We start from the raw sequence: 24,890 nt of genomic DNA, 5'->3' as shown, positions 1-24,890 counted from the left end.
CCTTCCTTAGTTGCATTGATGAAAAACCGCGTTGGTAAAACTCCGTAATGCAACGCCTGGCACCCCCCGTGCCATGGCGCTTCAGAAACGCCATTGCAGGTTGAGCCCCGCGCCATGCTGTTGCTCACGACTGGCCAGGCGCCCCTGGTAGTCCAGGCTCAGGTCCAGGTCGCGGGTCAGCCCCACCCGTGCCTGGAGCCCCACCAGCGCGGCATCGCGCAAGGCTGGCGCAGTCTCCACCCGGAACGCTTGGTCGCTGCCGGCGAAGGCCAGGTGCTCGCGATCCTGGGTGCCGCTCAGGCGGTGCTGCCAGCCCAGGCTTGCCGCCAGTTGCACATCCTGCTGCGGGCCCATTTGCCATTGCTGGCGCCCGCGCAGGCCCAAGGTGCTGAGCCAGGCATCACGCTGTTCGTCACCGGCATGCAGCGCCGCGGCGTCGCCCTTCTCATGAAAACTGTCGCGGTCCAGATGCTGGAAGGTCAGGTTGGCGAAGGGCTCCAACTGCACCGTCGACAACGGCAGGCGATAGGCCGCTTCGGCGAACAACTGCTGGCTGCGGGCATCGACCCGCCCGCGCTGGCGGCCGGACACTTCGCCATAGGCCAGGTCGCGCCGGACCTCGGCGCGGTGCCAGCTGTAGCTGGCACCCAGGCTCAAGCGCAGTTGGTCCAAGTCGTGGCGGGCATAGGCGCCCAGGTGGTAGCTGTCGACCGTGGCCCGGGAGTGGCTGCCGCCCATGCCCAGGGAACTGTCGCTGTAGCCGGCGGCCAGGCCGGCCCGGGTCTGCTCGTCGAAGTCACGATCCAGGCCCAGCAGCATGCCGCCCAGGGAGCTGGTATAGGACTCGGTACCCTGCACGCCCTCGATGCGGCCCCAGCTGCCCAGGCCCTTGAGCCAGAGCTGGGTCGAGCCTGGCCCGCCCGCAGACGTTCCGGACGCATTGGCATTCAGCGCAGAACCTTGCACACGCTCGCCAAAGGCATCGCGCAAGACCGAACCCTGGCTGAGCAGCATCGAGTCCAGCGCCGGGTAGATTTCCCCGGCCAGCTGTCGCAAGCCGTCCCGGACCTGGTCCGGCGAGGTCGAGAGCAGCAGGCTTTCATACACGGGATTGCCCGGCCCCAGCCGCTCCACGGCGCCGCCGCTGGCGCGCTGGTTGGCCGTGACACCGACGCTGTCGAATGTCGTGCCGCTGCGCGTTATGTCCAGCTGCACGGCGTTGGCCGAATAATCGAGGACGGTCCCCAGAAACAGGTAAGCGGGCTGGACCTGGGCGAAGCGTCCGTTGACGCCACCCGCCGCCTGCAGGATGTCGAACTGGCGCCCTACCAGGCTGGCTACCGGGCCACCGGCCAACAGGTTCGGCCGCGCCTGGGGTTCCAGGCTCAGATTGGCGCCAGCGACACTGGCCTGGCCGCCCACGATGAGCCGATCACTGGCCGTGGGCGACAGCTCCACCCGGTAGGTCGAGCCCGGCTGCAAGTCCAGGTTGCCGGCAACATTCAAGGTCCCGATGGAGTTGCCTGGTGCCACCACGCCCCCGGCGCTGGCGGTCAGGGCACCGATGCGCCCGTTGCCGCCCAGGGTAGCGCCTGTGTTGACCGTCACCGCCGATTGCAGGCTGCCATTGACCACCAGCAACCCGCCATCGACCCGGGTTGGGCCGCGGTAGCTGCTGTCCCCCGTGAGCTCGAGCCAGCCGGCCCCGGACTTGACCAGGCTGCCCTGGTAGGCCCGCTGCGCGGCAGCCGCGTCGCGGGCCATGCCCACGGCATAGTCGCTGCGATCCTGCTGGCTGGCTCCCGCTGCCAGGCCATGCTCCCAGCCGCGATCCTTGAGGGTCTGCTGCCAGGCTTGGCGTTCCGCGGCGTCCTCGGCCTGACGCTGCACCAGGGCCTGGTCGGAGATGCCGTTGCTCCAGCTATCGCCCTGCCCGCGCCCCAGGTTGACATCGAACTCACCCAATAACTGCCCGGGGCCGTTCAACGCCCGGCCCAGATCCGGAACGCCCCAACCCACCCGGTCGCTGGGCCCCTGGGTCGGCGTGCCATCAAGCTGACGCGAGGTGGTCAGCAGCACCTGCAGGGCCTGCTGGTTGTTCAGGTAGGGATAACGTTCCATGACCAAGGCCAAGGCGCCGGTGGCATGGGGCGCGGCCATCGAGGTGCCGTTGTAGGTGGCGTAGCCGCCTCCGGCAATGGTACTGGTGATCGCCGCACCGGGGGTCGCCAGGCACCAGTACTTGGCGATGCCGCACTGGTTGTATTTCTGCTGGTTGTTCTTGTCCAGGCCCGACACCGCCAGCCAGTGGCCTTCCAGCTCCGGCTGGAAGTACGGCAGCGCCGAGCGCACGCTGGCATTGGCATAGCCGCTGTTGCCGGCACTGAACACATTGACCACGCCACGGCGCGCCACGTCGCCGGCGGCGTCGAGCCAGGTGTCCTGCTGGAAATGCTGGGCGTAGGCCGCGCGCAGGCCACCCAGGGTCTGGTAGCTGACATCCTTGGGCTGGCTGCCCCAGCTGTTGTTGATGGCCCGCGCCCCGGCATCCACCAGGGCATCGTAGACCGCCTTGAAATACTTCGGGTCGGGGCCGGGGCCGAACAGGAAACTGTCGTTCTTGTTGGTGTTGCCCACGTAGACCTGGGCATTGAAGGCCACGCCATGCATGCCAAGGCCATCACGGGCCGCGCCCATGGTGCCGGTGACATGGGTGCCATGGTTGTCGTTGGCGCCATTGAGCACCCCGGACACACTGAACGGGGTGCCGTCCAGATATTGGCCGGTGGCGGTCACCGCGTGAAAACGTCCGGGGCTGGCCTCGGGATGGGCGGCATCGAACCCCGAGTCCAGGGCACCGATGCGGACCCCGGCGCCGGTGATGCCGGCGGCGTAGGCCTGGCTCGCCTGCATGCGCTCCAGGCCCCAGTCCTGCTGATACTCGGCCGAACGCCAGCTGGCGGGGTCGCCTGGGCGGCCGGTTTCCTGATAGGCCGCCGCAGCCGACAGCGGCAGCCCGGTGGCGAACGCCAGGCACAGGGTGCCCGTCAGCGTCTTGAGCTGATCACATCTCACATCCATGTCGATGACTTCTCTTGTTTTTGTTGTCGGGTCGACCGTTCCTGGTCGACCTGTGTGCACAGCATTGTTCGGCCGCAAGTGTGCGGCCCTATCGAATCAGAGGCGGTTGCCCGCGCCTGGTCAGGTTACTTCGGTCTCAGGCCAACAAGGTAGCCTTCGGTTACAAAAATTGTGAGCTTCTGAAATTGGTCACATTATGTCAATCGGCGTTGATGCACCGACAGCGGCGTCCGCTGTTCAACGCGACGCCAGGTTGTTCAGAATGCGCCATGAGATCCCAATGCAAATGAGGCGTCCCGAGAAATGATTGATACCACCTCCACAGTGAGCGAACAGCCACCCTCGCGGGCGGCCCAACGGCCGATCGGCTTGTTCGAAGCCTTCCTGTTCTGGCTCAAGTTGGGGTTCATCAGCTTTGGCGGGCCCGCCGGCCAGATCGCGATCATGCACCAGGAGCTGGTCGAGCGCCGGCGGTGGATCAGCGAGAAACGCTTTCTGCACGCGCTGAACTACTGCATGTTGTTGCCTGGCCCCGAGGCCCAGCAGCTCGCCACCTACATCGGCTGGCTCATGCACCGTTCCTGGGGCGGTGTGATTGCTGGCGCCTTGTTCGTGCTGCCTTCGCTGTTCATCCTGATCGGTTTGTCCTGGGTCTACGTCGCCTTCGGTGAGGTCCCGGTCGTCGCGGGGATTTTCTATGGCATCAAGCCAGCGGTCACGGCCATTGTCGTCCACGCGGCCCATCGGATCGGCTCGCGCGCGTTGAAGAATGGCTGGCTGTGGGCCATGGCCGGCGCCTCGTTCGTGGCCATCTTCGCCCTTGATGTGCCGTTCCCGCTGATCGTGCTGGTTGCCGCCATCATCGGCTATGTGGGAGGGCGCTTTGCCCCAGGCAAGTTCGTGATCGGTGGCAGTCATGGAGCCGCAAAGAGCAACTATGGCCCGGCGCTGATTGATGACGACACTCCGGCTCCCGAGCATGCCCGATTCAGCTGGGGTCACTTAGTGCGCTTGCTGCTGGTCGGTGCTGCGCTCTGGGTCCTGCCCATGGGGCTGCTGACGCTGTCGTTTGGCTGGGGCGCAACCCTGACGCAGATGGGCTGGTTCTTCACCAAGGCCGCACTGCTGACCTTTGGTGGTGCTTACGCGGTGCTGCCCTACGTCTACCAGGGCGCTGTCGGGCATTACGGCTGGCTGACGCCGACCCAGATGATCGATGGCCTCGCCTTGGGGGAAACCACGCCAGGACCACTGATCATGGTGGTCGCCTTCGTCGGCTTCGTGGGGGGGTATGTGCATCCGATGTTCGGTGTGGAACACCCATTCCTTGCCGGCGCAGTCGCGGCGAGTCTCGTCACCTGGTTCACCTTCTTGCCGTCGTTCCTCTTCATCCTTGCCGGTGGCCCATTGGTGGAGTCGACTCACAACGAGATGAAATTCACCGCACCGCTGACGGGGATCACGGCCGCTGTAGTGGGCGTGATCCTGAACCTCGCCCTGTTCTTCGGCTACCACGTGCTTTGGCCGGACGGTTTCAGTGGGGCATTCGACTGGCCTTCGGCGATGATCGCAGTTGCCGCAGCCATTGCCTTGTTCCGCTTCAAGCGGGGTGTGATTCAAGTGTTGCTTGCCTGCGCCCTGACCGGGCTGGCAGTCCACCTGTTGCGGGCGTGATACCAGCAGGCCTGTCATCTGACCGTCACTCAACTGTCGTAATCTGCGGCGCAACTTCGTGCCAAAGGTCCCCGGCATGCCTCGCCTGATTCCACTGCTGCTCTGCCTGCTCCCGGTGCTGGCCATGGCCGCCCCCCTGCAACTGCGCATCCAGGGCTCAAACACCATCGGTACCGCGCTGGCCCCGGCACTGGTCGGCGGCCTGCTGAAGGCCCAGGGTGCCAGCGCGATCGAGGTGACGCCCGGGCCTGCGCCCAACGAGACGCTGGTCAGCGCCCGGGACCGCGACAACCAACCGCTGCGTATCGCCATCGCGGCCCATGGCACCAGCACCGGCTTTGCCGCCCTGGCCAGCGGCGAGGCCGACCTGGCGACCGCCTCGCGGCCGATCAGCAATGCCGAAGCGCAACAACTGCAGGCCTTGGGGGACATGCGCGGCGCCCGTAGCGAACAGGTCATCGGCCTGGACGGCGTGGCGGTGATCGTCCACCCCGACAACCCGCTGTCACAGCTGAACACCACGCAACTGGCGCAGGTCTTTTCCGGGCAGGTTCAGCGTTGGGAACAACTGGGCGTGCCCGGCGGCGCCATCCACCTGTATGCCCGTGACGACCGCTCCGGCACCTTCGAGACGTTCAAGGCGCGGGTGCTCGACCCTCAGCACGGCGAGCTGTCGCCCCAGGCGCGGCGCTTCGAGTCGGCCGACGCGCTGGCCGGGCAGGTCCTGGCCGACCGCCAGGCCATCGGCTTCAGCGGCCTGGCCACGGTGCACGGCGCCAAGGTGCTGGCGGTGGCCGAGGGCGATGCGCCCGCCCTGCCCCCCAGCCTCGCCCTGGTGGCGAGCGAGGATTACCCGGTGTCGCGCCGGCTGTTTTTCTACCTGCCCGGCAACGCCAAGCCCCTGGCCCGGGCGCTGGCCGAATTCGCCCAGAGCCCCGCCGGCCAGGCCATCGTCGCCGAGCAGGGTTTCGTCGCCCAGCAGATCAAGGCGCTGCCCGTCCCCGTCCAACCCGGCATGCCACCACGCTATCGCGCCCTGGCCAGTGAAGCCCGGCGCCTGACCGTGAACTTCCGCTTCCAGGAAGGCAGCGCCAGCCTCGACAACAAGGCCCTGCGTGATGTGCAGCGGGTCGGCGACTACCTGCGCCATGCGGGCAAGCTGCACGAGCAGGCGGTGCTGGTGGGTTTCGGCGACCCCAAGGAAACCCCGGGCCGCGCCGCCCTGCTCTCGCGCCTGCGGGCCATGGCGGTGCGCCGTGAACTGGCGCGGGCCGGCGTGGAGGTCAAGGACGTGGCAGGCATGGGCGATGAGCTGCCGGTGGCCGGTAACGACCTGGAACAGGGGCGCTTGCGCAACCGGCGTGTCGAGGTCTGGGTGTACTGACCCCTCAGCGGTCATCGGGCAGTTCGACCCGGGCCACCAACCCCGCGCCACTGCGATTGCGCAAGGTCAGCTCGCCCCCCTGTTCACGCACGCTGGCCCGGGCGGCCGACAAGCCGAGGCCAACGCCACCGGTGTCGCGGTTGCGCGACCCCTCCAGCCGGTAGAACGGATCGAACACACGCTCCAGCGCGTCTTCGGGAATACCCGGCCCCCGGTCGCTGACTTCGATCACGATCTGGTGCGGGCCACGGCTCAACGCGATCTGGGGTTCACGCGCATACTTCATGGCATTTTCCAGCAGGTTGACGATTACCCGCTTGGTCGCCAGCGGGCGGCCGTCATGCACCAGGTGCGCAGGGCCGTTGTACTCGACGGCAACCTGCTGGTCGCGGTAGTCGTCGACGAGGGTCTGCAACAGCTCGGCCAGGTCGTAGGCGGTGCGCTGCTCCAGTTGCGTGCCCTCGCGGAAAAACGCCAGGGCCGCGTTGATCATCGTCTGCATCTCGTCGACATCGCGTACCAGCTTGCGTTGATGGTCGGTGTCCTCCATGAATTCGCTGCGCAGGCGCATGCGCGTCAACGGCGCGCGCAGGTCATGGGAGATGGCTGCGAGCAGGTGGGTGCGCTCGCGCAGGAAGTGCTGGATCTGCGCCTGCATGGTGTTGAAGGCGATGATTGCCTGGCGGATCTCCTCGGGGCCTTCGACCGCGATGGGCGGCGCCTGCAGGTCGCCACCGAAACGCCGCGCCGCGCTGGCGAAACGCTGCAGCGGGTTGGCCAGCTGGCGGGTGGCCCACCAGGCGACCAGCAGGGTCGCCACCAGCCCCAGGCCGATGACCACCGCCAGCCGCGCCGTCACGCTCAGGCCCCAGCTGCGCTCCGGCGGCACGAACGACAGCCAGCTGCCGTCGGCCAGCGCGACCAGCGCCGCGTAGTGCGCCTCGGCGCTGCCCGCTGGCCAGTCACCCGGGTTGTACACCGCGATGGCGCGCTCAGGCCCCAGTAATTGCGCCATGGCCGGCACCTCCCGCGAATAGAGCTGCGTGCCCGGGCCAGGCAAGCCGAGCTCACCACGCTCTGTACTCCAGCGCACCTGCAGCGTCGGTGTGCTCGCCGCCTGTGCCAGTTGCAGGCGCAATGACGGCGGCGCGGTCTCGATCACCCGGGTGGTCACGGCGATCTGCTCGAGCAGGCCGGTGCGTTCGATGGGCGGCCGCGCCCAGCTGCCGGCCACCTGGACGAACAGGGCGTTGAGCGCCAGCGAGGCCAGCAGCGCGATGAAGATGGTCAGGGCGATCCGCCGCCTGAGCGTGTCGCGGCCGAGCAGGCGCCAGATCACGAACGGGTCACCTTGGCGGTGAACAGGTAGCCGCCGTTGCGCACGGTGCGGATCAGGTCCGGGCGCTTGCTGTCGGGCTCGATCTTGCGCCGCAGCCGGCTGACCTGCACGTCGATGCTGCGATCGAAAGCGTCATGGCCCTGGCCGCGGGTCAGGTCGATCAGTTGCTCGCGGGTGAGGATGCGCTGGGGGTGCTCCAGAAACACCACCAGCAGGTCGAACTCCGCACCCGACAACGGAATCATCACGTTCTCGGGCGAGCGCAGCTCGCGGCAGGTGATATCCAGGCGCCACCCGGCGAAACCGATCACCGGCCGGGCGGCCTCGCCTCGCGGCAGCTGCTCACCGGCACGACGCTGCACGGCGCGCAGGCGGGCCAGCAGCTCGCGGGGGTCGAAGGGCTTGGTCACATAGTCATCGGCGCCCAGCTCCAGGCCGATGATACGGTCGCTCAGCTCCGCCATGGCCGTGAGCATGATGAGCGGCACCCCGACCTGCGCCCGCAGCTTCTGGCACAGGCTCAGGCCGCCCTCGCCCGGCGTCATCAGGTCGAGGATGATCGCGTCCGGGCACTGCCGCTCGATCGCCGCCCACATCGACTGGCCCTCGGTGGCCAGGTCCACCTCATAGCCCTGCTGGACGAAGAACTGCTTCAACAGGCCAAGGATTTCCACGTCGTCATCGACGATCAGCAATCTGCTCACGGTCATACCGGTCCAGGAAAAAAGGCGTATCTAAAACCATTGCACAGCGCCGGTCATATATTTCAATCACGCAACATTTCATCACGCCCGACATGTTCCAGACATCACCTGGCAAAAATAGTCCTACAACCTGCGGGCCTTCAACTTACTCGAGGGCTCATCATGACGATCACCGACACTCGCCAGCGCATCGACCGACACGAGGGCATCGCCCCCCTGGTGCTCAGCGCGCGCACCACGCATCGCGGGCAATCGGGTTCGCTGCTGGTGCAGCAGGTGAGCCTGGACCTTGCGGACGATCAGAGCCGGATCACGTTGCGCCGCTACTTCGAACACTACGGCCCAGAGTCGGGTGAATGGGTCGAGTACTGTCACAGCGTGCCGACCCGGGACCTCGTCAACTGGCTGATGGCCCATGGGCAACTGCACATCCACGAATCGCGGGACGGTGCCCCGCTTCAGGCCGGGCAGGCAACGCCGCAAGAAGGCGCGCGCCCATGAGCCGCCGCCATCTGCTGGCCATGGTGCTGACCAGCACCCTTGGCCTGTCGGCGTGCAGCAGCAAGCCGGCGCCGTCCGGGTTCCTCAGCGACTACAGCCTGCTCACCCGGCAGCAGGCGTCATCGGGCCAGACCGTGCTCAGCTGGGTCGACCCGAGATGGCCACGGGGCCGCTACATCGAGGTCTACCTGCAACCGAGCCAGTACTACCCCGCGCCGACACCCAGCACGCGCATTCCCCAGGCCACCCTCAGTGCCATCAGCCACTACTACGACGCGACGCTGCGCAGCGAGCTGGGCAAGGTGATGACCGTGGTCGACAAGCCCGGCCCCAACACCTTGGTGGTCAGGCCGGCCATCACCCGCGTCAGTGCCGATACCCAGGGCCTGCGCTTCTACGAATGGTTGCCGGTCACCCTGGTGGCGGCGGGGATCAGCAGCGCCACGGGCATGCGTGACCGCGACAGCGACATCGCCACCGAGCTGATCTTCGAGGCGGGTACCAGTGGCCGGATCATCGCCGAAGCCATGCTCAGCGGCACCGGTACGCCGCTGGAAAACGATGCGCAGGCGATGACCGCCGACAACGTCAAGGCCGTGCTCGATGGTTGGGCAGTCGGCTTGCGCCAGGCCTACGCGGCGAACTACCGATAACCGACCGCCCCCGAAGCAAAGAAATGTAACAGCCTCGCCCAGGCACCTCCTGCATTCACATCTAGTATCAACGCCATGTGATGCCGGGCCCCTCTGACGGTTTGCGCCGCCATGTCGGAATCACTGTTGCCCTGCAACGTCGACAATCAAGGAGGGGCTCATGACAGCTCTGCACACATTTCTCACCGATTCGTTCCTCGGCACCAGCACTTGGTTGTGGCTGGTGTTCATCGTCATCGTCATCGGCTTGCTGGTGCTCGACCTGGGCGTGCTGCACCGCCAGGAGCGCGAGATCGAGATGCGCGAAAGCCTGCTGCTATATGCCGGCTATTTCAGCGTGGGCGTGCTGTTTGGCGCATGGGTCTGGCATGAACTGGGCGCCCAGTCGGCGCTGGAGTTCTACACGGGTTTTCTGGTCGAGCAGTCGCTGTCGATGGACAACGTGTTCGTCATGGCGATGATCTTCAGCTTCTTCGCCATCCCCCGCCGCTACCAGCACCGCGTGCTGTTCTGGGGCATCCTCGGGGTGGTGGTGCTGCGGGCGATCATGATCGGCGTGGGCGCGGCGCTGGTGCAGCACTTTGCCTGGGTGCTGTACATCTTCGGCGCCTTCCTGCTGTTCACCGGTATCAAGATGGCGCTGGCCAAGGACGATGCCCACCCGGACCTGGCCAACAACCCGGTGCTGCGCTTCGTGCGCCGGCACATGCGGGTCACCGAGCAGATCCATGGCCCGCGCTTCTTCGTGCGCCTGACGCCTCCCGGGGCGACCAGGGCGATTCGCTACGCGACGCCGCTGTTCCTGGCCCTGGTGCTGATCGAGCTGGCCGACCTGGTGTTCGCCGTCGACAGCGTGCCGGCGATCTTCGCCATCACCCAGGACCCGTTCATCGTCTACACCTCGAACATCTTCGCCATCCTCGGCCTGCGTTCGCTGTATTTCGCCCTGGCGGCCCTGATGCACCGGTTCGTCTACCTCAAGTACGCGCTGGCAATGGTGCTGATCTTCATCGGCTGCAAGATCTTCTACCACGGGTTGGTGGGCAAGGTGCCGGCGGCCTTGTCGCTGGGGGTGACGTTCGGGTTGCTGCTGGGTGGGGTGTTGTTGTCGCTGTTGCGTACCCGTGGCCAGCGGGCCGATTCAGCCAGTGCAGATAAGTGATCCACGGCCTGTTCGCCGGCAAGCCGGCTCCTACCGAGGCTTGCGTTGTACCCGTAGGAGCCGGCTTGCCGGCGAACAGGCCGCGGATCAGGGCGCAACCCCCTCGACAATGATCACCCGCGCCTGGGCAACTCCCTGGCGATGGCGGCAGGCCGCCTGGTACAGCGCCGAGCGATAGCAGGCCACGGCCTGCTCATATGAATCGAACTCGATCACCACGCTACGCTGGGGCGTCGCCCCGCCTTCCATCGCCTCGCTGCGCCCACCCCGGGCCAGGAAACGCCCGCCAAACGCGGCGAATGCCGCCGGCGCGCGCTGGGTGTACTGCTGGTACTGCTCGGGGTCGGTGACGTCCACATGGGCGATCCAGTAGGCCTTCATTCGTCGTGCTCCTGTTGCAAGGTGAATTATGTATTATGGTATACCATAATTTCACCCGATCACCGTGAGCGTGCAGCATGGCCTTCAACAGCATCGAAGAACTCCTCGAAGACTACCGCCAGGGCAGGATGGTCCTACTGGTGGATGACGAGGACCGGGAAAACGAAGGCGACCTGCTGATCGCCGCCGAGCGCTGCGACGCCCAGGCCATCAACTTCATGGCCCGCGAGGCGCGGGGCCTGATCTGCCTGACCCTGACCGACGAGCACTGCCAGCGCCTGGGCCTAGAACAGATGGTGCCCAGCAATGGCAGCGTGTTCAGCACCGCCTTCACGGTGTCGATCGAAGCGGCCAGCGGTGTCACCACCGGCATCTCCGCCGCCGACCGGGCGCGCACCGTGGCCGCCGCCATGGCGCCCGCTGCCCGCCCCGAGGACCTGGTGCAGCCCGGCCATATCTTCCCCCTGCGCGCCCGCGAAGGCGGCGTGCTGACCCGCGCCGGCCACACCGAGGCCGGTTGCGACCTGGCGCGCCTGGCCGGCTTCAGCCCGGCGTCGGTCATCGTCGAGGTGCTCAACGACGACGGCACCATGGCCCGGCGCCCGGACCTGGAAGTGTTCGCCGCCCGCCACGGCATCAAGATCGGCACCATCGCCGACCTGATCCACTACCGCCTGAGCACCGAACAGACCATCAAACGCATCGGCGAACGCGAACTCCCCACCGTGCACGGCACCTTTCGCCTGGTCACCTACGAGGACCGCATCGAAGGCGGCGTGCACATGGCCATGGTGATGGGCGATATCCGCCGCGAACAGCCAACCCTGGTGCGGGTGCACGTGATCGACCCGTTGCGCGACCTGGTGGGGGCCGAGTATGCCGGCCCTGCCAACTGGACGCTGTGGGCGGCGTTGCAGAAGGTGGCCGAGGAAGGCGCCGGGGTGGTGGTGATTTTGGCCAACCATGAGTCTTCGCAAGCCCTGCTCGAACGGGTGCCGCAGCTCACCCAGCCGATGCGGCCCTACCAGCGCGGGCAGTCGAAGGTGTATTCGGAAGTCGGCACCGGCGCGCAGATTCTCCAGGACTTGGGCGTGGGCAAGTTGCGCCACCTCGGGCCACCGCTGAAATACGCGGGCCTGGCGGGGTATGAGCTGGAAGTGGTGCAGAGTATTCCGTTCGAGGGCAACTGATAGTTGTGGTGCCTGCAATCGCGGGACAGGTCAGTGAATGCGACAAGCCCTTGGGCGCAAGGCAAGGGTTCGAGTGGCGGCGGCCACATGCCTGGCGATGGCCTGGCAGTACTCTTGAGATCGAGCGCCGCCCGCGCGGCGCATCGCGGATAAATCCGCTTCTACATCGGTTGCAACGTGCCTATGCCTGACAGGCCATGGTTGTCCGATCTATCGATTGGCGCTACCGCCCTGTAGGAGCGGATTCATCCGCGATGCGCCGCGCAAGCGGCGCTCGATCTCGGAGGCGCTGCAACGCTGACGCCAAACATCTTGAACCCGCTGGCACCGAGGGTGTGGCTGCTGGCACGTTCGCCGGCAAGCCGGCTCCTACAAGGGTTTGCCGCCATACCTGGGCAATTCGCTGATGGCCGGTCACGCCGTCCTCTTGCGAAAATCTTGGAATACCATAATATGATATCCCATACACCTTGATGGCTGCCGGCCACACCTACACTTCAGAAACGGCCACGCATCACCCGCTTGTAGCTGCTCCCCGAACACATTTGGCGGGCGACAGAAGCCCGCCTCGAATAACAAAAGCAACGAGGGCGTAACCATGCTGTTGAGCAAACGAGTAACCACCGTGCTGGCTGCCAGCCTGCTGACTTTGGCCTGCCAGGCCACCCAGGCGGCCGACAGCCTGAACTTCGTCAGCTGGGGCGGCACCACCCAGGACGCGCAGAAACAGGCATGGGCCGCGCCCTTCTCCAAGGCCACCGACATCAAGGTCGTGCAGGACGGCCCCACCGACTACGGCAAGCTCAAGGCCATGGTCGAGAGCGGCAACGTGCAGTGGGACGTGGTCGACGTGGAAGCCGACTTCGCCCTGCGCGCCGCCAGCGAAGGCCTGCTCGAACCCCTCGACTTCAGCGCCATCCAGCGCGAGCGCATTGACCCGCGTTTTGTCTCCGACCACGGTGTCGGCTCGTTCTTCTTCTCCTTCGTGCTGGGTTACAACGAAGGCAAGCTCGGCGCCAACAAGCCAGTGGACTGGAGCGCGCTGTTCGACACCAAGACCTACCCCGGCAAGCGCGCCCTGTACAAATGGCCGAGCCCCGGCGTGCTCGAACTGGCCCTGCTGGCCGACGGCGTGCCCGCCGACCAGCTCTACCCGCTGGACCTGGACCGCGCCTTCAAGAAACTCGACAGCATCAAGAAGGACATCGTCTGGTGGGGCGGCGGCGCCCAGTCGCAGCAATTGCTGGCCTCGGGCGAAGCCTCGCTGGGGCAGTTCTGGAACGGCCGCGTGCATGCCCTGCAACAGGACGGCGCGCCGGTCGGGGTGAGCTGGAAGCAGAACCTGGTCATGGCCGATTTCCTGGTCATCCCCAAGGGTGCGAAGAACAAGGACGCGGCCATGAAGTTCCTGGCCAACGCCAGCAGCGCCAAGGGCCAGGCCGAGTTCGCCAACCTCACCGCCTACGCCCCGGTCAACCTCGACAGCGTCAGCCAGCTGCACCCGGAACTGGCCCCCGACCTGCCCACCGCCCATGCCCCGGACCAGGTCACCCTGGACTTCGCCTACTGGGCGAAGAACGGCCAGGCCATCGCCGCCCGCTGGAATGAGTGGCTGGTCAAATGAAAGTCGCCATCAACGCCCTGCACAACGCGCAAGGGGCCCCCAGCGGCACCGGCGCGCCCACGACTGCGCAGAGCCGCCAGCCGCTGGGCCAGCGCTGGCGCGGCAGCCGCAACCTGTTGCCGGCGCTGCTGTTCCTGGGGCTGTTCTTCTTCGCACCGCTGATCGGCCTGCTGTTGCGTGGGGTGCTGGAGCCCGTGCCGGGCCTGGGCAACTACGAGCAGCTGTTCGCCAACTCGGCCTATGCCCGGGTGCTGTTCAACACCTTCTCGGTGGCTGGCCTGGTCACCCTGATCAGCGTGTTGCTAGGTTTCCCGCTGGCCTGGGCGATTACCCTGGTACCTCGAGGCTGGGGCCGCTGGCTGCTGAACATCGTGTTGCTGTCGATGTGGACCAGCCTGCTGGCGCGTACCTACTCCTGGCTGGTGCTGCTGCAGGCCTCGGGGGTGATCAACAAATTCCTGATGGCGCTGGGCATCGTCGACGCACCGCTGGAGATGGTGCACAACCTCACCGGCGTGGTGATCGGCATGAGCTACATCATGGTGCCGTTCATCGTCCTGCCGCTGCAGGCGACCATGCAGGCCATCGACCCGATGGTGCTGCAGGCCGGCGCCATCTGTGGCGCCAGCCCTTGGACCAACTTCTGGAAGGTGTTCATCCCCCTTTGCCGCTCGGGGTTGTTCTCCGGCGCGCTGATGGTGTTCGTCATGTCGCTGGGTTACTACGTGACCCCGGCGCTGCTCGGCGGTGCGCAGAACATGATGCTGCCGGAGTTCATCGTCCAGCAGGTGCAGTCGTTCCTCAACTGGGGCCTGGCCAGCGCCGCCGCGGCATTGCTGGTGCTGATCACCCTGGTGCTCTTCTACTTCTACCTGAAGCTGCAACCGGAATCCCCGGTCGGCAACGCGAGGTAAGCGACCATGCTCCTGACCCCCAACGCCATGGGCCGTCCACTGCGCACGGGCCTGTACCTGACCACCGGGCTGATCGCGGCGTTCCTGCTGCTGCCGATCCTGTTCATCGTCCTGCTGTCGTTCGGCTCATCGCAGTGGCTGGTGTTCCCGCCACCGGGCTGGACACTCAAATGGTACGGCCAGTTCTTCTCCAACCCCGAGTGGATGGACGCCGCCCTGGCCAGCCTCAAGGTCGCCGTGCTGACCACCCTCGCCGCCGTGGCCCTGGGCCTGCCCACCGCCTTCGCCCTGGTGCGCGGGCGCTTCCCCGGCCGCGAGCTGCTGTACGGGCTGTTCACCCTGCCGATGATCGTGCCGCTGGTGATTATCGCCGTGGCGGTGTAAGCGCTGTTCCTCAAGCTGGGCTACACCGGCACGCTGGTGGCCTTCGTGGTCAGCCACGTGATCGTCGCCCTGCCCTTCACCATCATCTCGATCATCAACTCGCTCAAGCTGTTCGACCAGTCGATCGAGGACGCTGCGGTGATCTGCGGCGCCTCGCGCCTGCAGGCGATCGTCAAGGTGACCTTTCCGGCCATCCGCCCGGGGATGATCGCCGGCGGCCTGTTCGCCTTCCTGGTGTCCTGGGACGAGGTGGTGCTCAGCGTGATGATGGCCAGCCCCGAACTGCAAACCCTGCCCGTGAAGATGTGGACCACCCTGCGCCAGGACCTGACCCCGGTCATCGCCGTCGCCTCGACGCTGCTGATCGGCCTGTCGGTACTGATCATGGTCATCGCCGCCGCCCTGCGCCGGCGCAACGAAGTCAGCGCCTGAGCGCCCGGAGACAACAACAATGAGTGCAGTGATGAAAGACGATGCGCGCGGCCTGCCCCTGGTCAGCCTGCGCAACCTGAACAAGCACTACGGCGACTTCGCCGCGGTGGACAACATCGACCTGGACATCCAGGACGGCGAGTTCCTCACCTTCCTCGGCTCCAGCGGCTCGGGCAAGTCCACCACCCTGTCGATGCTGGCCGGCTTCGAGACCCCGAGCAGCGGCGAGATCCTGGTCCAGGGCCAGTCGCTGGTGAACGTGCCGCCGCACAAGCGCGGCATCGGCATGGTGTTCCAGCGCTACTCGCTGTTCCCGCACCTGAACGTGCGCGACAACATTGCCTTCCCCCTGGCCATCCGCAAGCACAGTGCCAGCGAAATCACCAAGCGCGTGGACGCCATGCTCAAGCTGGTGCAGCTGGAGCCGTTCGCCCACCGCCGCCCGGCCCAGCTCTCCGGCGGCCAGCAGCAGCGCGTGGCGATTGCCCGGGCGCTGGTGTACGAGCCGCGCATCCTGCTGATGGACGAACCGCTCGGGGCGCTGGACAAGAAGCTGCGCGAGGACCTGCAGGACGAGCTGCGCCAGCTGCATCGGCGCCTGGGGATCACCATCGTCTACGTGACCCATGACCAGGAAGAGGCGATGCGCCTGTCACAGCGCATCGCCATCTTCAGCCATGGGCGGATCGTCGGGCTGGGCACCGGCTACGACCTCTACCAGAACCCGCCCAATGCCTTCGTCGCCTCGTTCCTGGGCAACTCCAACTTCCTGCGGATCACGGCCAGCGGCAATGGCGCAGGCAGTTTCGAGGGGCAACCGGTGGCGATCCGCCTGACGCCGGGGCTGGCGAACGGGCAGGACGCTCAGGTCATGGTGCGGCCGGAGAAGGCAGTGGCCCTGACGCTTGAACAAGCGGCACGCGAAGCGCTGCCCGGAGGGTGGAACGAGGTGGATGCCCGTGTCGGCGAGGTGCTGTTCCTGGGGGAAAGCCAGACGTGCCATGTAGTGACCCAGGGCGGGACGGAGTTGACGGTCAAGGCGCTGTCTGCGGCCGGCATGCCCATGCAGCCGGGTGACCGGGTCAAGGTGCGCTGGGCGGTGGCGGATGCCTGCGTTTATACCGAGCTGTAGCTGAAAAGCTTTCGCCGGCAAGCCGGCTCCTACGGGTACAGCGTCGCGTTTGCACCTGTAGGAGCCGGCTTGCCGGCGAACGGGCCTCAATCCCGCGCCAGGGCCTCGATCGGGTCCAACCGCGCGGCATTCCTCGCCGGCACGAAGCCGAACACGATGCCGATCAGCGTCGAACAGACGAACGCCGTCACGATCGACCCCAGCGAGAACACCATCTCCCACTGCTTGACGAACAACGCGAACAGGTAGCCGATCCCGTACGACAGCCCGATCCCGATCACCCCGCCGATCAGGCAGACCATCACCGCCTCCACCAGGAACTGCTGGCGGATATCCGACTGCCGTGCCCCCACCGCCATGCGGATACCGATCTCGCGGGTACGCTCGGTCACCGACACCAGCATGATGTTCATCACCCCGATGCCCCCTACCACCAGCGAGATCACCGCGATCAGCGACAACAACAGGGTCAGCGAACGGCTGGTCTTCTGCACCGTCTGCATGATGCTGTCGAGGTTGTTGGTGAAGAAGTCCTTGGTGCCATGGCGCTGCAGCATCAGCTTGTTGACTTCCTCCTCCACCCGCTTGCTCGGCAGGCCGTCCTTGATCCGCACGCTGATGCTGTCCAGGTGGCGCTGGCCAAGCACGCGCCCGGCTGCGGTCTCGTAGGGCATCCATACGTTCAGCGAGTTGCCGGCGACGAACAGGTTCTTGTTCTCGGCGGTCACGCCGATCACCGTGCACGGCAGGCTGCCCACCAAAATCACCTGCCCCAGTGCCTCGACCCCGGGCGCGAACAGGCGCTTGCGGGTGTTGTGGTCGATCACCACCACCTGCGCCTGGCGCCGGGCGTCGTCGGCGCTGAACACGATGCCCTCGGCCAGGGGGATGTTGCGCACCTGGAAGTACTGCTCGCTGACCCCGTTGAGCTGCACGTCGGCGTCGATGTTGCGGTAGCGCACCAGTGAACCCTGGCCGATCACCGGGGTGGCGCTGTCGACGTAGTACAGCTCGTTGAGCGCGGTGACGTCGGCCGGCGACAGGGTCTCGATGGCCTTGGCGCGGCTGTCGCCGAAACTCTTGCCCGAGTAGATGTCGATGGTGTTGCTGCCGATCGCCTGGATATCCTTGAGCACATAGCCCTTGGCGCCCTCGCCGATCGCCGAGATCGACACCACCGAGGTGATGCCGATGATGATCCCGAGCATGGTCAGCAAGGTGCGCATGCGGTGCGAAATCAAGGCGATCCAGGCCATCTTGAAGGCCTCGCGGAACAGCCCCAGGCTCGCCACCAACCGCCGTGGCGCCCGTTCGGCGGCCGGCTGCACCTCATCAACCGGCTTAGCAGCTTCGCGCACCGTGCGCCGGTCATCGACGATCTGCCCGTCGCTGACCTCGATGATGCGCTCGGCATGGGCGGCCACCTTGGGGTCGTGGGTCACCAGGATCACCGTATGCCCGGCGGCGTGCAGCTCCAGCAGGATGTTCATCACCTCCTTGCCGCTGGCGGTGTCCAGGGCCCCGGTGGGCTCGTCGGCAAGGATCACCTCGCCGCCGTTCATCAACGCCCGGCAGATGCTCACCCGCTGCTGCTGGCCACCGGACAGCTGGCTGGGGCGGTTCGCCAGGTGCCCGGCCAGGCCCAGGCGCGTCAACAGTTCACGGGCCCTTTGATGGCGCCCGGCCTGGGGCACGCCGGCATACACAGCGGGGATCTCCACGTTGCGCAGGGCGTCCAGGTGCGGCAACAGGTGGTAGCGCTGGAAGATGAATCCGAAATGGTCACGCCGCAGCGCGGCCAGGGCGTCGTCGTCCAGGTCCCGGGTCTCCTGGCCATTGACCTGGTAGCTGCCGCTGCTGGCGTGGTCCAGGCAACCGAGGATGTTCATCAGCGTCGATTTGCCCGAGCCCGAGGCGCCGATGATCGCCACCAGCTCGCCGGCACGGATCTGCAGGTCGATGTCCTTGAGCGCCAGGAACTCGCGGTCGCCGGCCATGAAGCGCCGGCTCACGCCTGTCAGGCGCAACAGCGCCTGGCCTTGCTCCGTCGCCCGCGTTCGCTGCGGCGACAACTCGACAGTCATGTTCATGGTCACGCCCCCGACTCACCGGTAACAGGTTCGCCGATCACCACCCGATCACCCTCGTCCAGGCCGGCCTTGACCTGCACCTTGACGTTGTTGTTGATCCCGGCCTGCACCTTGCGCACCTGGGCGAAGCCCTTGGCGTCGAGCACCCGCACCGCGAAGCTGCCGTCCTTGTCGCGCGGGCCCAACGCCGCCACCGGCACGGTCAGCACCCCTTGCGCGGTGTCGAGGACGATGCGCACCTGGGCGGTCATCGAGATGCGCAGGCGGTGCTCGGGGTTGGGTACCTCGAACAGCGCGTTGTAGAACACCGCGCTGGCCTGGCGGGAAGCACCGCTGCTCTTGTCGCTGCTCTCCAGGTAGTTCTGCGGCGCGGGCTCGGTGCCACGCAGCTTGGCGTAGTAACGCTGGTCGTCACCGAGGATGGTGAAGTACACCTGCTGGCCGGGGCTGATATGGATCACGTCGGCCTCGGACACCTGCGCCTTGATGGTCATGGTGTCCAGGTCGGCGAGCTTGAGCAGTATCGGTGCCAGCTGGTTGGCGATCACGGTCTGGCCTTCCTGGGTGACGACCCCCACCACATGGCCGTTGATCGGCGCGACGATGCGGGTGTAGCCCAGGTTGACCCTGGCCGTGTCGACCTGCACCTGGGCGCTCTTGATCTGCGCGTCCAGCGACAACAGGTTGGCCTGCTGCACCTCGTATTCCGATTCGGCGTTGTCGAAATCCTGGCGCGAGATCGATTCGTCCTCCTGCAGCACTTCATAGCGCTCATAGACCCGCTTGGCCTGCTTGAGCTTGGCCTGGGTCGAGCGGCGTTCGGCCTGCAGCTTTTCCGCGTCCACTTCGGCCTGGCGCAGGGTGTTGCGCAGCACCAGCGGGTCGATCTCGGCCAGCCATTGGCCCTCGGTGACCTTGTCGCCCAGCTTGACCTTCAGCGACTTGAGCTGCCCGGACACCTGGGCACCGACATCCACCTGGCGGATGCCCTCCAGGGTGCCGGTGGCCAATACCGCGTTCTCGATGTCGCCACGTTCGACCGTGGCGGTGATGTATTGCGGCGGCTTGGCCGGCGCCTGCACCGCGTACAGCACGATACCGGCGACCAGGGCCACCGCGGCGCCCAGCGTGATCTTGCGAAACTTCGACTTTTCCATGAGTGCCCACTACTGATCAGAGAGGGGCCGCGCTGCGGCCCTTTCGCGACACAAGGCCGCTCCCACAGACAATCCTTCGCCTGGCTTCACGACAACCTCGTCTTCAAGGCCAAGGCCTGGCCGTCATGCCACCACGCCGCCAGGCTGAACACATCCGGCACCTTGAGGATGCTGAAGTGGTTGCCTGGCCCCTGCCATACCTCCAGTTTGGGCATCAGTTGCCGCCAGCCCTCCTCCATGGCCCGATGCTCGCGCTGGTTGCCGGTGGCATCCAGGGCCGGGTCCGTCACCAGCACCAGCCGCGCCAGGCCGTCGAACTGCGCCTGTGGCCGATAGACCGTGCGCAGCGCACTGGCGAAGGTGCGCACCACGCCCGCCAGGGCCTGGGGCGTGGAGCGCGCCGGCAACAGCCCGACCCGTACCATGGCCCCATGCAGTTGGTTCAATTGCGCCTGGTCGTGCGCCTCGGCGAAGGCGTCGGCGGCAATGCCCAGCGACTTGCCGGTGGACAGCTGCAACGACTCGACCAGCCGCTGCAGGGCTTCGGTGAAGGTGTGCGGCTTGCCGCAACCGCCACCGCCGCCCGGCGCCTCGCTGTCAATCAGGGTCAGCGATCGCACCTCGCGGCCCTTGGCCTGCAAGCGCGCCGCCATGGCATGCGCGACCCAGCCGCCAAACGAATGCCCGACCAGGTTCACTGGCCCCTGGGGATAGAACGCCTCGATGGCCCGTACATGGCAATCCGCCGCGACCTCCACGCTGCTGTGCGGCACCTCGCCTGCGGCCAGGCCCCTGGCTTGCAGCCCATGCACCGGCCAATCCTGGCCCAGGGCCTCGGCCAGGCCGATGAAGCTGGTGACGCTGTCCCCCGCGCCCGGCACGCAGAACACCGGCACATGCCCGGGCGTGCCGCTCTGGATCGCCAGCAGCGGCTGGTGGACTGGCAACGCGTGGCCTTGCGCGGCCGTCATGGCCTGGGCGATGGCCTCGCCGAGCACGGCCGCGTTGGGCGCCTGGATCAGGCTCTGGTGGTTGCCAGGTACCGTCAGGCAATGCAACACCTGCCCCGGCAACGCTTCGGCCCAGCCCAGGGTCGGGCTGTCGCAGGGGACGCTGTTCTCGCGCTGCTCGGCCTTGAACAGGTGCAACGGCAGCGGCAGCGGCGCCAGGTGGTAATGGGCCAGGGCATGCCCATGGGCGACATGGCGCTCGAAGAAGTGGCGCAGTTGCGCATCGCTGGCCTGGGCCAGGCCCGGCACCAGCAATTGGCGTTCGCGGCAATGGGCGAGCAGCGCATCGAACGCCCTGTCGTCGGTGTGCAGCGCCTCGACTTGCGCCAGCTGCGCAGCCCCCGCCTGCCCCTGTTCCTGCCAGTGCAGCTGGCAGTGCTGCAGCAATTGCGCCTCGGCCTGCCGCGGGCCTTGCCAGCGCGCCTTGCCCTGGTCGACCAGGCGCGGCACATAGGTGTCGATCAGGCCGACGAAGGCCACCGCTTCGTCCGCCCCCAGCAACTGGGCGGCCACCTCGTACGCCAGCACCCCGCCAAACGACCAGCCGGCCAAGTGGTACGGGCCATGGGGCTGTACCGCCCGGATCCGCCGCACCAGGCGCGCCGCCAGGCACTCGAGGGTGTACAGCTGCGGCTGGCCGACGGGGACACCGGGCAACCCGTAGATCGGGAAGTCGCCCGGCACATGCCGGCCCAGGACCGGGAAATAGAGGTCCAGGCCGCTGAACTCGTGAAGCAGGAACAGCGGCGGCAGGTTGCCCTCGGCACGCACGGTGACCAGGCTGTCGTCGTCACCGCCTGGCTCACGTTCGTCCAGGCGCTCGGCCAGGGCGGCGATGTTCGGATGCTGGAAAAGCTCCGCCAGGGTGGTACGCAGCCCGGTACGCTCCATCTCGCTCACCAGGCGGATCGCCAACAGCGAATGCCCGCCGAGCTCGAAGAAGTTGTCATGCCGACCGACCCGCTCCACCTCCAGCACCTGCGCCCACAACGCGGCCAGGGCGTGTTCCAGGGCGCTGGCCGGGGCTTCGAAGGCGGCCACCAGCATGTCCTGTGCGCCGGGCAGCGGCAGTGCCTTGCGGTCGACCTTGCCATTGTTGGTCAGCGGCAGCGCCTCCAGTGCCACGAAGGCCGCCGGCAGCATGTACTCCGGCAGCCGCTCGCGCAGGAACGCCCGCACCTTCAGGCCGTCGAGCGCCGGGTCGTGACGGGTGAACCAGGCCACCAGGCGCAGCGGCCCCTGTTCCAGGCGCAAGGCCTGGACCACCCCGTCATCCAGCCCCGGGCACAGGGCCAGGTGCTGCTCGATCTCGCCCAGCTCGATGCGGAAGCCGCGGATCTTGACCTGGTCGTCATTGCGCCCCAGGCATTCCAGCTGGCCGTCCGGGCGCCAACGGGCCAGGTCGCCGGTGCGGTACATCCGCGCGCCGGGAACCGGGCTGAACGGGTCGTCGAGGAAACGCTCGGCGGTCAGTTGCGGGCGTTCGAGGTACCCCAGCGCCACACCGTCGCCGCCGATGTACAGCTCCCCGGTCACCCCTTCGGGCAGCACCCGGCCCTGGTGATCGAGCACATAGACCGTGGTGTTGCCGATGGGGCGGCCGATCGGCACATGCTCGGCGTCCTCGGCCAGCGCCCGCACTTCGTGGGTGGTGGCGAAAGTGGTGGTTTCCGTGGGCCCGTAGCAATGCACCAGGCGCAGGGCCGGCGCCTGGGCCAGCAAGGCACGGAAGGCGCCGGGGTCGCCACGCTCGCCGCCGCACAGCAGGATGCGCAGCCCGGCCAGGGCTTCGGGGATCAGTTGCACATACTGGTTGAACAGCGCGGTGGTGACGAACAGCACGCTGGCCCCGCCATCGCGCAAAGTGGCGCCGAAACGTGCCGGCTCCAGCAGCGTCTGGTGATCGATCACCAGCACCTGGCCACCGTTGAGCAGCGCCCCCCAGACATCCATGGTGGCGGCGTCGAACGCCGGGTTGGCGGCGAAGGCGATACGGTCCTGGGCATTGAAGTCGGCGTAGCCGTTGTTCAGCACCAGGCGGGTGATGCCGCGGTGCGCGACACGCACCCCTTTCGGCGTGCCGGTGGAGCCGGAGGTGTACATCACGTAGGCCACCTCGGTAGCGTCCACGGCCAGGCCCGGGTTATGCACGGGCTGGTCGTCGAGCGCCAGGCAATCGAGGTCGACGCGCCGCACACCCAGGTCCCCGGCAATGCCGCCGAGGGTCAGCAGCGCCACCGCCTGGCAATCCTGCGCCATGAACGCCTGGCGCTCGGTGGGCGCGTTGATGTCCAGCGGCACATACACCGCGGCGCACTTGAGTACTGCCAGCTGGGCCACCAGCAACGGCAGCGAGCGCGGCAGCAGGACCGCCACGTGGTCACACGGCGCCACGCCTTCGCCGATCAGCCAGTGGGCCAGCTGGTTGGCCTGCTCGTTGAGCTCGCGGTAGGTCAACTGGCGTTCATCGTGCACGGCGGCAGGGGCCAGCGGATGACGCGCCACGCGCTGTTCGAACAGGCGCTGCACCGGCTCTTCGCGCGGGTAGTCGCGGTCGCTGGCGTTGTACTCGACGAGCAAGCGCTGGCGCTCCTCGGCCGGCACAATATCGAGCTGCTCCAGGCCCTGCTCCGGAGCCGATTCCAGGGCGTGCAGCAGCCCTTGCACAGCGTGTTCGAGATAGCCGCACAGACGATGAGCGTCGATGCCTGGCGCGCACTGGGCGCTGAGGCAGAAGGCCTCGCCCAGGTCGTCGATGCTCAGCACCAGCGGATAGTTGCTGCCTTCATGGGCCTGCAGCAGCTGGATGCCGGCCCAGGCCTGCGCGGCCTGTGCATCGGCACGCACTGCCACGGCGCTGTGGCGGTAGTTCAGCAAGGTACTGAACAGCGGCGCCCCGGGGGGCAGTGCGCTGCAACGCTGGGCCAGGGCGAGCTGGGCATGCTCATGCACCAACAGCCCGGTCAGGCGGCGATGGGTGTCGAGCACCGCCTCGCGCACCGGCAGGCCGCCGACGTTCAGGCGCAGCGGCAAGGTGTTGATGAACATCCCCAGCGCCCGCTCCACGCCCTCGCCACCCTGCAGCCGGCCCAGTAACACCGTGCCGAAGACCACGCTGTCGCGCCCCGACAGCTGCCCCAGCACCAGCCCCCAGGCCAGGTGCAGCAGGCTGGCGGCGCCGACGCCAAGCTGGCGGGCCTGCTCGCGCAGCTGGCGTGACAGCGTATTGTCGAGCATTTGCCGGACCTCGGCCTCGGCATCCGGGTGTGGGTGTGGATGGGCGCCGTAGGCCAAGGTCGGCTCGTCGATGTCGCCCAGTTGTTCGCGGAAGTAGGCCTCATGCTGGGCCTCGTCCGCGCCTTGCAGCACCTGGGCGATGTAGTTGCGGTACGGCACCGGCGCGGGCAGCCGATGGGCTTCGCCGAGCAGGCAGGCCTGCAGTTCGGCGCGCAGCACGTCCTGGGCAACGTGGTCCATGACCATGTGGTGGAACAGCAAGGTCGCCTCGATGGCACCGTTGCCCTGGGCCTGGTGGTGAACCAGGCGCAGCAAGGGCGCGCGGGTCAGGTCCAGGCGCAGGGCCGGCGCTTGGCCGTCAGCGATGGCCACAACCTCCAGCGGCGCCTGGCGCCAGACCACTTGCACCGGCTGCGCCAGGCCCTCCCAATACAGCGAGGTGCGCAGGATATCGTGGCGCGCGATCACTTGGTCCAAGGCACGCTGCAACGTCGCCAGGCGTCCGGCATCATCCAGCAGGAACGTGACCTGCTGGACATAGGGGTCGGCCCCCTCGCTGGCCAGGTGGTGGAAGTGGATACCTGCCTGCAGGGGCCCCAGGGGATAAATGTCCTGCACATTGGCCGCGCCCCCCGGCACGCTGGCGACGATGCGGTCGATGGCCTGTTGCTCCAGCGCGATCAGTGGCAGCAAGTCCGGCGTGATGTGGGTGCAGTCATCGTCGATGCGGTTGGCCGGCACCTCTGCCTCGAACACCTGGCCAAGGGTGGCGGCCAGCGCCGCCACGGTGGGTTTGTCGAACAGCACGCGGATGTCCACCGTCATGCCCTGCGCACGCAGG

General features: G+C 66.9%; 16 protein-coding genes and 1 pseudogene. 10 read left to right on the top strand and 7 right to left on the bottom strand.

Going from position 1 to position 24,890, the window contains the following annotated elements:
• Positions 1 to 81: 81 nt before the first annotated feature.
• On the bottom strand, positions 82 to 3,081 hold the full coding sequence (gene eprS, locus NGM28_RS07095; protein WP_252089406.1) for an autotransporter serine peptidase EprS: 3,000 nt from the start codon (positions 3,079 to 3,081) through the stop codon (positions 82 to 84).
• A 303-nt stretch (positions 3,082 to 3,384) separates the two neighbouring features.
• Between eprS and chrA the strand changes: the two genes are divergently transcribed.
• Complete coding sequence (gene chrA / locus NGM28_RS07090; protein WP_252089404.1) at positions 3,385 to 4,755, top strand: chromate efflux transporter; 1,371 nt, start codon at positions 3,385 to 3,387, stop codon at positions 4,753 to 4,755.
• A gap of 76 nt (positions 4,756 to 4,831) precedes the next feature.
• A complete protein-coding gene (locus NGM28_RS07085) occupies positions 4,832 to 6,139 on the top strand; it encodes a substrate-binding domain-containing protein (RefSeq protein WP_240063137.1) in 1,308 nt (435 codons plus the stop codon).
• A 4-nt stretch (positions 6,140 to 6,143) separates the two neighbouring features.
• Here NGM28_RS07085 and NGM28_RS07080 read toward each other — a convergent pair whose 3' ends face one another.
• A complete protein-coding gene (locus NGM28_RS07080; protein ID WP_252089403.1) occupies positions 6,144 to 7,478 on the bottom strand; it encodes an ATP-binding protein in 1,335 nt (444 codons plus the stop codon).
• Entirely contained in the window at positions 7,475 to 8,182 is a 708-nt protein-coding gene (locus tag NGM28_RS07075) for a response regulator (protein ID WP_502943835.1), read from the bottom strand. Before NGM28_RS07075 ends, NGM28_RS07080 begins: the two co-directional genes overlap by 4 nt.
• Positions 8,183 to 8,344: 162 nt before the next feature.
• Between NGM28_RS07075 and NGM28_RS07070 the strand changes: the two genes are divergently transcribed.
• The 3 genes from NGM28_RS07070 to NGM28_RS07060 all read left to right on the top strand — a co-directional run bounded on the left by NGM28_RS07070 (position 8,345) and on the right by NGM28_RS07060 (position 10,498).
• The gene (locus tag NGM28_RS07070; RefSeq protein ID WP_252089400.1) at positions 8,345 to 8,683 is read left to right on the top strand and encodes a hypothetical protein; all 339 of its coding nucleotides are present in this window, start codon (positions 8,345 to 8,347) and stop codon (positions 8,681 to 8,683) included.
• Positions 8,680 to 9,336, top strand: a complete 657-nt coding sequence (locus NGM28_RS07065; protein ID WP_252089399.1) for a DUF3313 domain-containing protein — start codon at positions 8,680 to 8,682, stop codon at positions 9,334 to 9,336. The genes NGM28_RS07070 and NGM28_RS07065 overlap by 4 nt, the downstream gene beginning before the upstream one ends.
• Positions 9,337 to 9,496: 160 nt before the next feature.
• Positions 9,497 to 10,498: a TerC family protein gene (locus tag NGM28_RS07060; RefSeq protein WP_252089396.1), complete on the top strand. Its 1,002-nt coding sequence runs from the start codon at positions 9,497 to 9,499 to the stop codon at positions 10,496 to 10,498.
• Between the two features lie 87 nt (positions 10,499 to 10,585).
• Here NGM28_RS07060 and NGM28_RS07055 read toward each other — a convergent pair whose 3' ends face one another.
• On the bottom strand, positions 10,586 to 10,879 hold the full coding sequence (locus NGM28_RS07055) for a DUF1330 domain-containing protein (RefSeq protein ID WP_240063143.1): 294 nt from the start codon (positions 10,877 to 10,879) through the stop codon (positions 10,586 to 10,588).
• A gap of 77 nt (positions 10,880 to 10,956) precedes the next feature.
• Here NGM28_RS07055 and ribBA point away from each other — a divergent pair, with 77 nt between their 5' ends.
• The 5 genes and pseudogenes from ribBA (at position 10,957) to NGM28_RS07030 (ending at position 16,555) form a co-directional block, all read left to right on the top strand.
• Complete coding sequence (ribBA, locus tag NGM28_RS07050) at positions 10,957 to 12,069, top strand: bifunctional 3,4-dihydroxy-2-butanone-4-phosphate synthase/GTP cyclohydrolase II (RefSeq protein WP_240063144.1); 1,113 nt, start codon at positions 10,957 to 10,959, stop codon at positions 12,067 to 12,069.
• 598 nt (positions 12,070 to 12,667) lie between these two features.
• Positions 12,668 to 13,693 carry a polyamine ABC transporter substrate-binding protein gene (locus tag NGM28_RS07045; RefSeq protein WP_240063145.1) on the top strand — a complete coding sequence of 342 codons (1,026 nt, stop codon included), beginning with the start codon at positions 12,668 to 12,670 and terminating at the stop codon, positions 13,691 to 13,693.
• Positions 13,690 to 14,607 (top strand): ABC transporter permease, encoded by a 918-nt coding sequence (locus NGM28_RS07040; protein ID WP_240063146.1) that lies wholly within the window; start codon positions 13,690 to 13,692, stop codon positions 14,605 to 14,607. Before NGM28_RS07045 ends, NGM28_RS07040 begins: the two co-directional genes overlap by 4 nt.
• A gap of 6 nt (positions 14,608 to 14,613) precedes the next feature.
• Positions 14,614 to 15,423 (top strand): annotated as a pseudogene (locus NGM28_RS07035) (ABC transporter permease).
• Positions 15,424 to 15,442: 19 nt separating this feature from the next.
• Entirely contained in the window at positions 15,443 to 16,555 is a 1,113-nt protein-coding gene (locus tag NGM28_RS07030) for an ABC transporter ATP-binding protein (RefSeq protein ID WP_252089394.1), read from the top strand.
• Positions 16,556 to 16,641: 86 nt separating this feature from the next.
• On the opposite strand, the gene NGM28_RS07025 is transcribed toward NGM28_RS07030, so the two are convergent.
• The 3 genes from NGM28_RS07025 to NGM28_RS07015 form a co-directional block, all read right to left on the bottom strand.
• Positions 16,642 to 18,645: a MacB family efflux pump subunit gene (locus NGM28_RS07025; RefSeq protein WP_240063148.1), complete on the bottom strand. Its 2,004-nt coding sequence runs from the start codon at positions 18,643 to 18,645 to the stop codon at positions 16,642 to 16,644.
• 2 nt (positions 18,646 to 18,647) lie between these two features.
• Entirely contained in the window at positions 18,648 to 19,802 is a 1,155-nt protein-coding gene (gene macA / locus NGM28_RS07020) for a macrolide transporter subunit MacA (RefSeq protein ID WP_252089392.1), read from the bottom strand.
• An 86-nt stretch (positions 19,803 to 19,888) separates the two neighbouring features.
• The coding region (locus NGM28_RS07015) for a non-ribosomal peptide synthetase (RefSeq protein WP_252089390.1) at positions 19,889 to 24,890 on the bottom strand (5,002 nt) is incomplete at its 5' end.

This window comes from Pseudomonas sp. MWU13-3659 (assembly GCF_023757525.1).
GTDB lineage: Bacteria > Pseudomonadota > Gammaproteobacteria > Pseudomonadales > Pseudomonadaceae > Aquipseudomonas > Aquipseudomonas entomophila_E.
The sequence above is the reverse complement of the archived record's forward strand: the minus strand, read 5'-3'. Positions and strand labels throughout refer to the sequence as shown.

Bases quoted from the DNA above. Each gene is read 5' to 3' on its own strand.
- NGM28_RS07065 (WP_252089399.1), top strand. From the start codon at position 8,680: ATGAGCCGCCGCCATCTGCTGGCCATGGTGCTGACCAGCACCCTTGGC.
- NGM28_RS07025 (WP_240063148.1), bottom strand. From the start codon at position 18,645: ATGAACATGACTGTCGAGTTGTCGCCGCAGCGAACGCGGGCGACGGAG.
- eprS (WP_252089406.1), bottom strand. From the start codon at position 3,081: ATGGATGTGAGATGTGATCAGCTCAAGACGCTGACGGGCACCCTGTGC.
- NGM28_RS07030 (WP_252089394.1), top strand. From the start codon at position 15,443: ATGAGTGCAGTGATGAAAGACGATGCGCGCGGCCTGCCCCTGGTCAGC.
- NGM28_RS07085 (WP_240063137.1), top strand. From the start codon at position 4,832: ATGCCTCGCCTGATTCCACTGCTGCTCTGCCTGCTCCCGGTGCTGGCC.
- NGM28_RS07055 (WP_240063143.1), bottom strand. From the start codon at position 10,879: ATGAAGGCCTACTGGATCGCCCATGTGGACGTCACCGACCCCGAGCAG.
- macA (WP_252089392.1), bottom strand. From the start codon at position 19,802: ATGGAAAAGTCGAAGTTTCGCAAGATCACGCTGGGCGCCGCGGTGGCC.
- ribBA (WP_240063144.1), top strand. From the start codon at position 10,957: ATGGCCTTCAACAGCATCGAAGAACTCCTCGAAGACTACCGCCAGGGC.
- NGM28_RS07045 (WP_240063145.1), top strand. From the start codon at position 12,668: ATGCTGTTGAGCAAACGAGTAACCACCGTGCTGGCTGCCAGCCTGCTG.
- NGM28_RS07060 (WP_252089396.1), top strand. From the start codon at position 9,497: ATGACAGCTCTGCACACATTTCTCACCGATTCGTTCCTCGGCACCAGC.
- NGM28_RS07040 (WP_240063146.1), top strand. From the start codon at position 13,690: ATGAAAGTCGCCATCAACGCCCTGCACAACGCGCAAGGGGCCCCCAGC.
- NGM28_RS07070 (WP_252089400.1), top strand. From the start codon at position 8,345: ATGACGATCACCGACACTCGCCAGCGCATCGACCGACACGAGGGCATC.
- chrA (WP_252089404.1), top strand. From the start codon at position 3,385: ATGATTGATACCACCTCCACAGTGAGCGAACAGCCACCCTCGCGGGCG.